The organism is Shewanella sp. SM87 (assembly GCF_025653705.1).
In the GTDB taxonomy this organism is placed as follows: Bacteria; Pseudomonadota; Gammaproteobacteria; order Enterobacterales; family Shewanellaceae; genus Shewanella; species Shewanella oncorhynchi.
This window is the reverse complement of the sequence record NZ_JAKKSC010000022.1, coordinates 1-14,652: the sequence shown is the minus strand read 5'-3', so window position 1 is coordinate 14,652 and position 14,652 is coordinate 1. Positions and strand designations below refer to the sequence as shown.

Genomic DNA, 14,652 nt, shown 5'->3' with positions numbered 1-14,652 from the left:
AAAAACTTAACATTCAATAAAATAACGCGATCTATAGGGTACATTTATCTGTACTCATCGGCAGATTCTCGTTCACTGACAAGCGGGATACCAACACGACTGAGCACTTGGGCTAATTGCTCAACACAAGCAGCAATATCTTCAGCGGTATGGGTCGCCGTTAAGGTAATGCGTAATCGCGCCGACCCTACAGGCACCGTCGGCGGGCGAATCGCCCCAACCCAAATGCCCGCGGCTCTTAACGCTTCGGCGACTTGCAGGGTTTGCTGCGCATCGCCAATGATCAACGGCTGAATTGCGGTATCCGAACCTAAAAGGGGCACGGCAGCATCGAGGCATAACTGTTTGAATAGCGAAATATTCTCAAGCAGTTTCAGCTGTAACTCAGGATGTGCAGTGCAGTACCGAGTCGCGGCTAACGCTAATGCGGCATTGGCGGGCGATAAGGCGGTCGAATAAATATATTCGCGGGCATTACTGACCAAAAAGTCGATCAGCGCCTGACTCCCCAAAACCGCTGCGCCTTGGCAACCTAATGCCTTACCAAAGGTCACCACTTGCACATCGATAAGCTTGGCGGCTTTATCTCTTACATCACTATTTTGATAGCCATCAAGCACCGCAAAACCATGGGCATCATCAACAATCAACCAAGTATTTTGTTGACGACAAAGCGCCGATAACTGCACGATCGGCGCACAATCCCCGTCCATGCTAAACACGCTTTCTGTGATTAACGCCGATGCGTGATTTCGAGTCAGAAGCCGCTCAGCGCTCTCAAGCGAATTATGTAAAAAACGTTTTAACTGCGCACCGCTGTCCTGCAAACCATCGATAATTGAGGCATGCACAAGTTTATCGGCAATCACAGTATCTTGCTGATCAAACAAGGTTTTCATTAACGCCGTATTAGCACTAAAGCCCGAGCAGAATAGTAATCCCGCTTCATGCCCCGTTAAGGCGCAGAGTTCACGTTCAAGTGTGACATGCGCATCACTGTACCCTGTCACTAAGGGCGATGCGCCGCTACCCACACCGTAGGTCTGCGCGCCAAGGTGCAGCGCTTCAACCAACTCAGGAACGCGGGATAAGCCTAAATAATCATTACTGCTAAAATTAACATAGGATCGCCCTTCGAACACAAAGCACGGGCTCGAAGTGGGTGCGTTAATATCAAAGCTGTGATCAACACTCAACATTTTACGTTGCCGTAATAAACCTTGCTCACGTAAGGCTTGCTGACGGGCGGCAATTTTCATCTCGAGCAGAGAACTCATCGATTTAGCCTCAAGAATGATTGTCTTAAAAATGCTGCTTGAAAAATGGAGTGCGGCCAATAAAGCTATCGGCCGCAATCAAAATAGGCTGCAGCCAACAAGGTTTACAGGCTATTCGACCTGTTTGTCGGACAACATGCACTCAGTGGTATTACAAAGCAGCCGCGTCATAGAATTGTGCCGATGACTTATCTTGATAGGCCGCCGCTTTTGCTAAAACAGCACTTTCTTCTTCCAGTTTTGCCGCTGCGCCCTGCTCGGGACGTAAGCCTAAACGTCGAAATAGCCCCATATCATCGCTTTCTTCTGGGTTTGGTGTGGTCAGCAATTTACAACCATAGAAAATCGAGTTAGCGCCAGCAAAGAAACACATGGCCTGCAGCTCATCACTCATATTTTCGCGGCCTGCCGATAACCGTACGCGGGAAAGCGGCATTAAGATACGCGCCACGGCGATAGTACGCACAAATTCGAGTGGGTCGAGGTCGTCAAGCTTCTCAAACGGCGTGCCCGCCACTTTAACTAACATATTGATCGGTACTGAATCAGGATGCTGCGGTAAATTAGCCAGCTGTTGTAGTAAGCCTGCGCGATCCGTCGCCTTTTCACCCATGCCGACAATCCCGCCCGAGCACACTTTCATGCCAGAAGCGCGCACATGTGTCAGTGTATCTAAACGATTTTGATAGGTACGTGTCGTGATCACATCGCCGTAATATTCAGGCGAAGTATCTAAATTATGGTTGTAATAATCTAAGCCAGCACTGGCTAAATCGTTCGCTTGATCTTCAGACAGCATACCAAGCGTCATACAGGTTTCCATACCTAAGGCTTTAACTTCTTGCACCATTTGTTTAAGGTACGGCATGTCTTTTTCTTTTGGATTACGCCAAGCAGCGCCCATGCAGAAACGAGAGGCACCCGCGGCTTTAGCACTGCGTGCCTCGGTCAGCACAGTTTCCATTGCCAGCAAACGCTCTTTTTCTAGACCTGTGTCATAGCGAGCACTCTGCGGGCAATATTTACAATCCTCAGGGCAAGCACCGGTTTTAATCGATAATAAACGGCTAATTTGCACTTCATTAGGATCGTATACCTCACGGTGAATACAGTGGGCTTTAAATAATAAGTCATTCATCGGCAGCGCAAATAAGGCTTCGATTTCTTCCCGCTTCCAATCATGACGAACTTGCAACTGCGACATTGAACACCCTTTTTATTCTGTTTTTTATCTTGGCTAGGATAACCTCAGCCCTTAAACTGTCAACGCCAACCAGTGAACCCAGTTTACTAATGGCTACTTTATCACCAAAAAAGTGAGCATTTATGCGCAATTTACTCGATTTTGACTTTGATAGCGCCCATATTTGGCATCCTTACACCTCAATGACCCGATCTCTTCCTGTTTTTGGTGTACACAGCGCCAAAGGCTGCGAGCTTGAACTCATCGATGGCCGCAAGCTGGTCGATGGGACTAGCTCGTGGTGGGCCTGTGTGCACGGTTATGCACATCCCAAGATATTAACCGCGATGGAAAAACAGTTGCATCAACTGAGCCATGTGATGTTTGGCGGTATCACCCATGAACCCGCCATTGAACTGTGTAAAAAACTTATCGCTATGACCTGCGAACCGCTGACAAAGGTCTTTTTGTGCGACTCTGGATCTATCTCAGTCGAAGTGGCAATTAAAATGGCGCTGCAATATTGGCAAGGTCAGAGTTGGCAAGGGCAAAGTATACATGGAGAAGAGCGACCGCTAAAACAACGCATTCTTACCGTTAAGAGGGGTTACCACGGCGATACCTTTGCCGCGATGAGCGTATGCGATCCCGAAGGCGGCATGCACACTATGTTTGGCGATGCAGTAACCAAGCAATCATTTGTGCCCGCGCCACAAACCGCCTTTGGCGAAGCCTTACAAGCCGATGATTTAACCGCAATGCGCGACATATTAAGCATTAATCACCATGAGATTGCCGCTGTGATTATAGAGCCGATAATGCAAGGCGCTGGCGGTATGCGTTTCTACAGCGCAGATTATTTAACGGGTCTTCGTGCCCTATGTGATGAATTTGATGTCCTGCTGATCTTAGATGAAATAGCCACTGGCTTTGGTCGGACAGGCAAGCTTTTTGCTTATGAACACGCCAATATTACCCCTGATATCTTATGTTTAGGCAAAGCGCTAACTGGCGGTTATATCAGCCTAGCGGCAACGCTATGTACCGATAAAGTTGCCCAAGGAATCAGCCAATCTCCTGCGGGCGTGTTTATGCATGGTCCGACATTTATGGGCAACCCGCTGGCCTGCGCGGCGGCGTGTGCAAGCTTAGACATAATTAACCGTAATGAATGGCAAGCGCAAGTGGCCGCTATCGAGCAGCAAATGCGCGTTGAACTTAACGATGCGATTGATTTGCCAAGCGTAAAAGATGTGCGCGTGCTCGGCGCTGTCGGCGTGTTAGAGATGCACGAACCCGTCAATACCGCTGAGTTACAGCAGCAATTTGTCGATTTAGGCGTCTGGGTGCGTCCCTTCGCCAACCTTATCTATATCATGCCGCCCTATATCATTAGCTCAGCACAATTAAGCCAACTCACCAGTGCGATGAAGCAAGTCGCAGCAGGTATTAGCGCGGTATCAAAAAGTCTTGAGCCGCAGCTTATCAGCCACGGTTAATGCTTTAGCGCTTGACCATCTTTTAGCTTAACGCTCTTTCAACTCAATAAGCCTTCAACTTACATAGGCTCTCAAATAAACGAACCCCTGCGCACTGTGCGCTAGGGGTTCGAACTGCCTGGCTTATATCAGTACTCAGCAGCCCCTTCCCTTGTTCGAATCTCGCATCCTCTCGATAGATAAACGCGCTAAGGTTGCAATTGCAATATTGCTCACAATTTCCATTAAAACCCTGTAATTTAGTGCATTTATTTAATCCGCCAACTGGAAATTTTATCAAAGCCAACGATGCTTATATCACTCACTTTACACAACATATCTTTCGCCAAAAGCTGACAACAACTTGAGCAGAGGGAATGGCTTAAATCGCTACACAAAGAAAAGGAGAGCATATGTTCAAACTCGCTGACATCCCCGTTAATCGAAAACTCGCACTACAGCTCATTATCGCCCTCGCAGGTGCCTTAATTTTACTCACTATTTCCGTCACAGCCCTCAAGCACAACCTGATGGCAGAGCGTGAAGCACGACTTAATGCCGTATTATCCCTCGCCAGTAGCCGTATCCAAGCGTTGTCGCAATCGCTACCCCTAGAGCAAGCACAGCAAGCCGCTAAAGACATGTTAAACGACATGCGTTTTGATGGTGATAACTACTTGTTTGTGATTGATGAATCGAGGCACGTTATCGTTCATCCCATCAAAAAAGAACTGGTTGGCCAACAAATGGGTAATCGAGGCGAAGAGAATTATTGGTTCGAAATGGTCGAACTCGGCCGTGATGGCAAACAAGGATTAGTCGAATACCGCTGGACGACGGCGAATGGCAAATCAGCGCAAAAAATCTCACTTGTCATGGGATTTAAACCTTGGGGCTGGATTTTAGGCTCAGGTATGTTACTCCAAGATATCGAAGCCACCATTTGGAATGAATACCTCACCATGGGAGGCATTACATTTGCCATTATTGTGCTTATGGCTTGGCTAGGATATGCCATTAGTCGCTCTATTACGCAGCCATTGGATGATGTGAATCTGGCTATGCTCGCCATCACAAAAGGTGATTTAACGACTCAGCTAAAAATCTATGGTAAAGATGAACTTGACATCTTAGCCCACAATATAAACCAAAGCATAGACTCAATTCGTAGCACTTTACTTCAAGCGAGTCATAGCGCTGACAATGTTGCACAGGCCTCGGCTCGTATCGCCTCAACTGCAGAGGAAACCAATCAAGCGGTAAATAATCAGCGGGATCAACTCGCCCAACTTGCCACCGCCATGAATGAAATGAGCGCCACTATCGCCGATGTCGCGAATAATGCGGAGAGCACAGCCAAAGATACCAAAGAAGCCACTTGGGAAGCTGGCCTTGGCGACCAAGATGTTCACGCCAGCGTAGATGGTATTCATGCTCTTGCCAAAGAAGTGGAGCAAGCGACGGATCAAGTGAATATGCTTAAAGAGGAAGTCATGCAGATCAGCGAGGTCACCTCTGTTATCAGCGCGATTTCAGACCAAACCAACTTGCTGGCACTGAATGCGGCAATTGAAGCCGCCCGCGCTGGCGAGCAAGGGCGAGGGTTCGCTGTAGTCGCCGATGAAGTGAGGCAACTCGCAAGTCGCACTAGGCAATCGACCGAAGAAATTCAAAACACGATTTCATTATTGCAACAACGGGCCGTGAGCGCCGCTAAGGCAATGGATGCAAGCCGAGCTTTGGCAGAAAACAGTGTGAGTCAATCGGCAAAAGCGGGGAAGGATTTATCGCTTATCGTTGCTCATATAAAACATGTGAGTGACATGGCAACCCATATCGCCACCGCCGCAGAAGAACAAAGTGTGGTCGCAGAAGACATGAACAGAAACGTGTGCGGGATTAATAACTCAGCGCTCGAAGTCTCTGAATCGGCAACTTATTTGGCTCAAGAAAGTGAAAGTTTGGCCGAATTATCACTGAATTTAAACAATAAACTGGCCGTATTCAAACTCTAGTCATGTATTTAGTTACACCCACAAACCTGTGTCAAACCGTTTAGCCAAGATAAGCCGCATAAAAAATTACGCGATTATCTTGGCATTTCGTTAAACGTGCCGACGTCACTAAACTCATGTTACCGAACACGCATACCAAGCTTATTTTACCAAGCTAGAAATCAAGGCACGTAGCGCGGCAGGTTTTATCATTTTCGCCATATAGTGATAGCCGCGGCGTTGCACATCTTCCACCAACTCTTTGCGGGTATTGGCGGTAATCAAAATGCCGGGTAGATCTTTGCCATACAGGGCACGAATACCGTCCATCGCATCGACGCCATTTTGGCCATCATCTAAATGGTAATCCGCGAGCACAATATCAGGCGCGACGCCTTTCAGTCCTAGTTTAATGCGTGCATCGGATAAATCTTTTGCACAGATAACCTCACACTGCCAGCGGCTTAATAGGCTTTCTAATCCAGCTAAAATGGCCTCTTCGTTGTCGATACACAACACTTTGATACCCGATAACGGCTGCAGCAGCGACGGCAACGCTTTCACTTGTGGTTGACGCACAGTTTCTCCAAGCGGAACACAAATGGAGAAGACCGAGCCGCGCCCTAAATGGGACGAAACCTGAATACCGTGTTCTAACACTTTACTGATGCGATCAGCAATCGCCAGACCTAAGCCCAAGCCGCTAACATTGTTGCTCTTAGGATTATTCAACCGCTTAAATTCTTTGAAAATTTCTTGAGTTTCTTTTTCATCAATACCACAACCCGTGTCTAACACTTGGATTTCAAGGTAATGACCTCGATGACGGCAACCAAATAACACTCTGCCACCGCGAGCATAACGGTAGGCATTGGTTAAAAAGTTTTGTAATACTCTGCGCAGTAACGAAGGATCAGAATTAACGGTTGCGCTGCATGGGACCATCTTAAAACGAATTTGGTTATCCGCTGCCATCGCTTCAAATTCAACAGATAAGCCATTGATCAGTTCTGAAATCGCAAAGTCACGGCGATTTACATCCACCATACCTGAGTCGAGTTTAGAAATATCCAATAGGTCGGTGAGCAACTCGCCGGCAATTTTTAGCGAGCTATTCACATGGGATAAGGTGGTTCTGGCCTCACGATCTAGATTGGGATACTGAGATAACGACGCAGTAAACAGCCGCGCGGCATTAAGCGGTTGCATTAAATCATGGCCAACAGCAGCCAAGAAGCGACTCTTAGAGGCGTTGGCGATTTCTTCCTGCGCTTTAGCCTCGAGTAACTCACTGTTCAACATGGCTAATTCATAGGTTCGCTCATTAACGCGGCTTTCTAAGGTTTCATTGGCTTCGAGCAGCGCGCGCTCCTGTTCGCGATACTGAGTAATGTCGGTAAAGGTCATCACAAAGCCGCCATCTGGCATAGGATTGCCTTGAATTTTAATCACTTTGCCGTCTCTGCGATGGCGCTCAGAAGTGTGCGGTGTGCCATTACGCATATGCTGCACCCGCTGCTCAACCTGCTGTTCTATTTCCCCTTCACCACAATAACCCCGCGCCGCATTAAAGCGGATCACTTCACTGATGGGCATGCCCTGCTGTAAAAATCCATCGGGATATTGATACAACTCCACATATTTGTAATTCCATGCCACAAGATTGAGATCGTTATCGATAACACTCATGCCTTCATAGGCATGCTCAATCGCGCCGCGCAACATGTCTTGACTGAGCATGATTTTCGATGAGGCTTCATCGACCAGACTAAAGACTTCATCCAGCGCTAAATCGCGCCCTTGCAGCACGGAATCCATCACCAGCGCTGCGCTTGAAGCGCCAAGCACCCCCGCCAATAAACGTTCAGTGTGGGAAATCAACTCCGGCGGCGCCGCTTTATGCCAACTATCACTTTTTACCGCATCAATCGAGAAACGGCTAAAACTCTCATAGGCGCGTGTTGGGCTAACGAAACGACTCGCCAGTATCAGTAAGTCCTGCTGTGAAATCGGACCATTTTTCTTATTGGCGCTGTTTTTCAATTTACCCGGACTCACAAAAGCACTGGCCTGAATACGCTCAGCCACACCCGCTCTAAACCAAATAGAACCCAAAATATAACAGGCAATATTGGCAAAAAGAGCCGTCAGCGCATCACGCACATTGGGCGTTATCGCATCTAGCAGGCCTTTCTCGCTCGCGACACTAGACAAGAACGCCGATGAGCTTTGCACATCTGTCATGCCCTGCAACATGATGTAGAACCACAGCGAAAAGCCCACGCCGAGTCCTAAAAATACCCCAGCACGATTGCCGTGTTTCCAATAGAGTCCACCGACTAAAGCTGGCGCGAGTTGGGCAAACGCACCAAAAGACAACATGCCTAAATGGGACAAGGAATCACTGTCTGATAATGCCAAATAGCTGCCATAGCCTAAGCCCAGAATAATCACGATCGCCAAGCGGCGGGCATTAAGCAACAGGTGCGAGAACTGACTGAAGTTTTTCTCGCGGATATGACCCGTGCGCAGCATCACTGGCACCAGCCATTCGTTACTTACCATCACACTGATAGTCACTACAGCAACAATGACCATACCCGTTGCCGCAGATAAGGTGCCCAGCAAAGCAATCACAGCCAACAAGGGTTGATCTAACGCCAGCGGCAAATTAATCACATAGGTATCGGCCGACACGGAGTCTCCGAGGATGAGCTTCCCCGCCAAGGCTAGCGGTCCAACGAATAAACCGAAAAGCGCTAAATAGATGGGAAACAGCCAACGCCCCTTTGACAACACAGACTCATCGGCGCATTCCACCACCATCACATGGAACTGCCTTGGCATACATAAAAAGGCCGCCATTCCGACGAGTAACTCAGGCATTAAGGCTTCAATACGTGGATTAGGATAATTAATTAGTGACTGCGCATTGGCCTGCTGCCAAATATCCCCAAAACCATCGAACACTCCGAAACTAATGACGATGCCGACCAACAAAAATGCGGCAAGTTTCACCAGAGACTCAAAGGCAATCGCGAGCATCATGCCGGGATTATGCTCGGTCGCATCGAGTTTGCGAGTACCAAATAAAATGGCAAATATGGCTAACAGCGAAGTGATCAGTAACGGAATCGTCACGCCATCGAGGGGATCGTCAGCGGGTTGAAACAAATTAAGACTGAACACCATCGCCTTAAGCTGCAGGGCGATATAGGGCATGATGCCAAACAAGGCAATTAAGGTGACTAAGGCGGCTAAGGTTTGAGATTTGCCATAACGGGCGGCAATAAAGTCGGCCACGGAAGTGATATTTTGCGCCTTAGACACTAATACCATCTTGCGTAACATGCCAAAGCCTAAAGTAAAAATCAGAATAGGGCCGATAAAAATCGGTAAGAAAGACCAAAAATCCTTAGCCGATTGCCCAACTGTGCCTAAAAAACTCCACGAGGAGCAATAAACCGCTAAGCTCAGACCATAGATAACGACCTGAAGCTTTTTAGTGATCTGAGTAAACCAACGCTCCGCCCCCCAAGCCAATAGGAATAAAAGCGAGACATAACAGACGGCAATAACAGCAACGACTAAGGTTAAATTCATACTTTGCTCTTTTTTCTGATTATTGTGCGATAAAACCTGTCTAAAATCTAGCCGGATTTTTAATGCAACAGACTAAATATAAAGGAAAATTTAACACTAGACCAAGGTCTAATGGAGTTGCCGCCCCCTTGCATACCATACTCAGTCCACGCAATTTTTCAAAAGGGAAGCCCTATGAGCTCGCAGTCTCTCTACAAAGTCTCCGGCAATATCGCTGCCAATGCACTTGTAAACAACGATAAATATAAAACAATGTACCAAGAGTCGATTGTCAATCCTGAAGGTTTCTGGAGAGAACACGGCAAGCGTATTGATTGGATTAAACCTTATACCAAAATTAAAAAAACCTCTTTTGATGACCATAACTTATCGATCAATTGGTTTTACGATGGCACCTTGAATGCTTCAGCCAACTGTTTAGACCGTCACTTAGCCGAGCACAGTGATCGCGTGGCGATTATTTGGGAAGGCGATAACGCCAGCGAACAACGCAAAATCACCTACGGTGAATTACATGCAGATGTGTGTAAGTTTGCCAACGCACTGCGCAGCCAAGGCGTGCGCCGCGGGGATATAGTCACAATTTACATGCCTATGGTGCCAGAAGCCGCAGTGGCTATGCTCGCCTGTGCCCGTATCGGCGCTGTGCACTCTGTGGTCTTCGGTGGTTTCTCACCTGATTCTATCGCCTCTCGCGTCATTGACGGAAAATCCAAAGTCATTATTACCTCCGATGAAGGTATGCGCGGTGGCCGTGCTATTCCATTGAAGCGCAACATCGATGATGCCTTAAAGCACCCTGATGTCACTACGGTTGAAAAAGTCATCGTACTTAAACGCACGGGTGGCAAAGTAGATTGGGTAGAAAGCCGTGATGTGTGGTGGCATTCACTGATGGAAACCGCATCAGAGCACTGCCAACCAGAAGAAATGGACGCCGAAGCACCGTTATTCTTGCTTTATACCTCAGGTTCAACCGGTAATCCCAAGGGCGTATTGCACACCACTGGCGGCTACATGGTTTATGCGTCTATGACCCATGAATATGTGTTCGACTACAAAGCGGGTGAAGTGTACTGGTGTACCGCGGATGTGGGTTGGATCACTGGCCACTCTTACATGGTTTACGGCCCGCTCGCCAATGGTGCGACTGTGCTTATCCATGAAGGTGTGCCGAATCATCCAAGCCCTGCCCGTTTAGGCGAAATGATTGACCGCCATAAAGTGAACATTCTATATACAGCGCCAACGTTAATTCGCGCATTGATGGCAGAAGGTAAGCAACACTTCGATAAGTTCGATGGTAGCAGCTTGAGGATCATGGGCTCGGTAGGTGAACCTATCAACCCAGAAGCGTGGCGTTGGTACCATGAGGTCATAGGTCATGAACATTGCCCTATCGTCGATACTTGGTGGCAAACTGAAACGGGCGGCATTTTGATCACCCCACTGCCAGGCGCGACCGATACTAAACCCGGCTCAGCTACCCGCCCGTTCTTTGGCGTTCAACCCGCCTTAGTGGATAACATGGGGAATATTTTAGAAGGTGAGAACGAAGGTAACTTAGTGTTACTCGATTCTTGGCCGGGCCAAATGCGTACTGTGTATGGCGACCATGAACGATTTGTACTGACCTACTTTAAAACCTTCCGCGGCATGTATTTTACCGGTGACGGTGCACGCCGTGATGAAGATGGCTACTACTGGATCACTGGCCGCGTCGATGACGTGATCAACGTGTCCGGCCACAGATTAGGTACGGCAGAGGTCGAAAGTGCGCTGGTATCACACGAACTGGTTGCAGAAGCTGCGGTAGTTGGCTACCCACACGATATTAAAGGCCAAGGTATTTATGCGTATGTCACGCTAACCCGCGGCACTGAAGAAACCGAAGAACTACGTCAAGAGCTGCGTCAATGGGTTCGTAAAGAAATTGGTGCGCTGGCCACCCCAGATCTCATCCAATGGGCGACGGGCTTACCTAAGACACGTTCAGGCAAGATTATGCGCCGCTTCCTGCGTAAGATTGCCGCTAACGAAGTGACCAACTTAGGGGATGCATCAACCTTGGCCGATCCAGCTGTGATCGAGACCTTGATTGAATCACGTTTAAATCGTACTGAGTAATATCCGAGTTAAGAATAACGTCCACAACGCTTAGTCTATGCCCAATAGGTTAAGCGTAACCTGAACCTCCCTTTTTAAACCTCAGGTTAAAAGTGAACCCTGTTGAGAGAGTGTGTGTGATTGCTCCTTTCTCTAGCTTGCCCCTCCAACCAGGGGCATTTTTTTTGCCTGTTATGTTAAGCTTGCAACTTCACTTTTATTCAGCATAGATTTTTTATCAGCGTGTCAGTCAAACTCAGAGACTATCAACAGCAAGCGGTTAATGCCGCCATCGCCCATTTTAGGCAAAGCCAAGCTTCCGCCGTACTTGTATTGCCCACAGGCGCCGGCAAAAGCATAGTGATCGCCGAACTGGCGCGCATCGCCAAAGGCAGAGTCTTAGTGCTCACCCATGTGAAAGAATTAGTTGCGCAAAATGCCGAGAAAGTCGGCCTCCTCACAGCACAAGCCAGTATCTATGCGGCGGGACTCAATCAAAAAGCCACCGACGGAAAAACCGTCGTTGCCAGTATTCAATCGGCAGCGCGGGGATTAACGCAGTTCGATCAGCCGTTCTCGTTAGTCATTATTGATGAATGCCACAGAGTCAGCCTAGAAAAAACCAGCCAATATCAGCAAGTACTCAACCATTTACGCACGAAAAATCCCCAATTAAGATTGCTCGGTCTCACCGCCACGCCCTATCGCCTTGGCACTGGCTGGATTTATCAGCAACACTATCACGGCAAAGTGGGGTCTCCCGAACATGCCGTGTTCAAACATTGTGTGTTCGAGCTGCCCATAAGGCCGCTCATTAAGCAAGGTTACCTCACAGCGCCAACCCTGTTTGATGGCCTCAGTGCCCAGTACGATTTCAGCCAACTTAAAGCAAACGAGAATGGCGAATATGCCGAAGCCGAGGTTAACGATTTACTGGGACATTACGGCCGCGCGACCACTGCGATTGTGAAACAACTCATTGAACTGAGCCAACATAGAAAAGGTATTATCATTTTTGCGGCAACGGTGCGCCACGCTAATGAGATTTTTGACCTACTCAACCAAGCTCACGCTGCACAAAGTGCCATTATCACAGCACAAACGCACGACAATGAACGTGACGCGACGATTGAACGCTTTAAAGCCCAAGAGCTTAAGTTTTTAGTCAACGTGGCTGTGTTGACGACAGGCTTCGACGCGCCCCATGTGGATTTGATTGCAATTTTGCGCCCTACCGCCTCAGTCAGTCTGTTTCAACAAATGATCGGCCGTGGATTGCGAATCGCTGAAGGCAAAAAAGATTGTCTTATCATCGACTATGCTGCCAATGGTTATGACTTGTATTTCCCTGAGGTCGGCCAAGCGAAACCCAACAGTAAATCGGTCCCCGTGCAAGTGCATTGCCCAGTATGCGATTTTGCCAATATATTCTGGGGACTCACGGACGACGATGGCGACATTATCGAACACTTTGGTCGCCGCTGTCAGGGCATAGTCGAACTGCAAGGTAAAAAGCTGCAGTGCGACTTTCGATTTAGATCTAAATCTTGCCCTGATTGCGGCGAAGAGAATGATATCGCGGCGCGCATTTGCCAGCACTGCCAATCGACCCTCATCGATCCCGATAAACGCCTACGCCAAGTGCTCAGCCTGCAGCACCATCATTTATTCCGCTGCCAGCATATGAGCCTCATCGACGATGACGGCAATCTGAAAGTGCAGTACCTCGATATCGACGGTAATGAATTCAATCGCCGCTTTAAATTACAAACACCGGCCCAGTGGCGAGCCCTATATGCCTTATTCATCTTTCCCCATAGCCGTACACCGGGATTAAAACCGAAAAAATACACTAAGGTGACAGAGTTAATCAGCGACGCGGATAAATTCCGCATGCCCGATCTCTTGCTGCTGAAGAAACATAAAAAAGGCTGGGATCTGCTCGAAAGCTATTTTGATTATCAAGGTCGCTATCAAACTGAAAATAAACGTGGCTGACATTATCAATTCACTTAGGCCTATGGTATAAAACGACTAAAGTAATCCTAAGGAGCTATTATGTTCGTTGTTATTTTTGGCCGTCCAGGCTGTCCTTATTGCGTTCGTGCTGTGCAATTATCTGAGCAACTCGTTGAAAAACGTGATGACTTTAAGTTCAGATATGTCGATATCCATGCAGAAGGCATCTCTAAAGCAGATTTAGAAAAAACTGTCGGTAAGCCAGTTGAAACCGTACCGCAGATTTTTGTCGATGAGAAGCACATAGGTGGCTGCACAGATTTCGAACAATATGTTCGCGAAAACAATCTGTTAGATTAAACTCTATAGATATGTGATCCGCTTAATGCAAAAGGAGACCTAAGGTCTCCTTTTTAGTCTTTATCACAACCAAGTGGGATTAGAGCTTTCCATAAATAGTGCTCGGTACATAAACTGCCTAGACCCCCCCAGAATTATACGCACCATTGTCATCATCACTGCACATAATGTCAGCTTTAATATAATCGCCAAACTCAAGATACATTTCTTTTTAAAGATGCTGCATTAGTCGAACTTGCTAATGCCAATAATTATGTTAGAAAAATATTTTGCAGTGGAATAAGTAAAACGAAGGTATTAAATTCGGTACTCAGTATTGGAGTTTAACGAGGGACATTCAGGGAGAAATTCGAGAGAGATACAGCTGAAAAATAAGTGGTGGGTCGTGAAGGATTCGAACCTTCGACCAATTGGTTAAAAGCCAACTGCTCTACCGACTGAGCTAACGACCCATCGAGGTATTACGATAAAAATGTTCACTTATTTTGGCATCAACAATGCGAATAATAAGTGGTGGGTCGTGAAGGATTCGAACCTTCGACCAATTGGTTAAAAGCCAACTGCTCTACCGACTGAGCTAACGACCCATCTAGGTATTACGATAAAAATGTTCACTTATTTTGGCATCAACAATGCGAATAATAAGTGGTGGGTCGTGAAGGATTCGAACCTTCGACCAATTGGTTAAAAGC

At 47.5% G+C, this 14,652-nt stretch carries 8 protein-coding genes and 2 tRNA genes; 5 read left to right on the top strand and 5 right to left on the bottom strand.

Annotation, left to right across the window (positions count from 1 at the left end):
• Positions 1 to 44: 44 nt before the first annotated feature.
• Both L5M11_RS16460 and bioB read right to left on the bottom strand, forming a co-directional pair.
• A complete protein-coding gene (locus L5M11_RS16460) occupies positions 45 to 1,277 on the bottom strand; it encodes an aminotransferase class I/II-fold pyridoxal phosphate-dependent enzyme (protein ID WP_263163132.1) in 1,233 nt (410 codons plus the stop codon).
• A 151-nt stretch (positions 1,278 to 1,428) separates the two neighbouring features.
• Positions 1,429 to 2,481 carry a biotin synthase BioB gene (bioB, locus tag L5M11_RS16455; RefSeq protein ID WP_263163134.1) on the bottom strand — a complete coding sequence of 351 codons (1,053 nt, stop codon included), beginning with the start codon at positions 2,479 to 2,481 and terminating at the stop codon, positions 1,429 to 1,431.
• Positions 2,482 to 2,603: 122 nt separating this feature from the next.
• Here bioB and bioA point away from each other — a divergent pair, with 122 nt between their 5' ends.
• Both bioA and L5M11_RS16445 read left to right on the top strand, forming a co-directional pair.
• On the top strand, positions 2,604 to 3,959 hold the full coding sequence (bioA, locus tag L5M11_RS16450) for an adenosylmethionine--8-amino-7-oxononanoate transaminase (RefSeq protein ID WP_263192767.1): 1,356 nt from the start codon (positions 2,604 to 2,606) through the stop codon (positions 3,957 to 3,959).
• Positions 3,960 to 4,351: 392 nt separating this feature from the next.
• Complete coding sequence (locus L5M11_RS16445) at positions 4,352 to 5,953, top strand: methyl-accepting chemotaxis protein (protein WP_263192765.1); 1,602 nt, start codon at positions 4,352 to 4,354, stop codon at positions 5,951 to 5,953.
• Between the two features lie 141 nt (positions 5,954 to 6,094).
• On the opposite strand, the gene L5M11_RS16440 is transcribed toward L5M11_RS16445, so the two are convergent.
• Positions 6,095 to 9,535: a PAS domain-containing hybrid sensor histidine kinase/response regulator gene (locus L5M11_RS16440; RefSeq protein WP_263192763.1), complete on the bottom strand. Its 3,441-nt coding sequence runs from the start codon at positions 9,533 to 9,535 to the stop codon at positions 6,095 to 6,097.
• Between the two features lie 174 nt (positions 9,536 to 9,709).
• On the opposite strand from L5M11_RS16440, the gene acs reads away from it, so the two are divergent.
• From acs to L5M11_RS16425, 3 genes are all read left to right on the top strand, one after another.
• Positions 9,710 to 11,662: an acetate--CoA ligase gene (gene acs, locus L5M11_RS16435; RefSeq protein ID WP_198572683.1), complete on the top strand. Its 1,953-nt coding sequence runs from the start codon at positions 9,710 to 9,712 to the stop codon at positions 11,660 to 11,662.
• Positions 11,663 to 11,884: 222 nt separating this feature from the next.
• Positions 11,885 to 13,639 carry a DEAD/DEAH box helicase gene (locus tag L5M11_RS16430; RefSeq protein WP_263185939.1) on the top strand — a complete coding sequence of 585 codons (1,755 nt, stop codon included), beginning with the start codon at positions 11,885 to 11,887 and terminating at the stop codon, positions 13,637 to 13,639.
• Between the two features lie 60 nt (positions 13,640 to 13,699).
• On the top strand, positions 13,700 to 13,960 hold the full coding sequence (locus L5M11_RS16425; RefSeq protein ID WP_028760344.1) for a GrxA family glutaredoxin: 261 nt from the start codon (positions 13,700 to 13,702) through the stop codon (positions 13,958 to 13,960).
• A gap of 376 nt (positions 13,961 to 14,336) precedes the next feature.
• Here the strand turns inward: L5M11_RS16425 and L5M11_RS16420 are convergent.
• A tRNA-Lys gene (locus tag L5M11_RS16420) sits at positions 14,337 to 14,412 on the bottom strand.
• 59 nt (positions 14,413 to 14,471) lie between these two features.
• Positions 14,472 to 14,547 (bottom strand) — tRNA-Lys (locus tag L5M11_RS16415).
• Positions 14,548 to 14,652 lie beyond the last annotated feature (105 nt).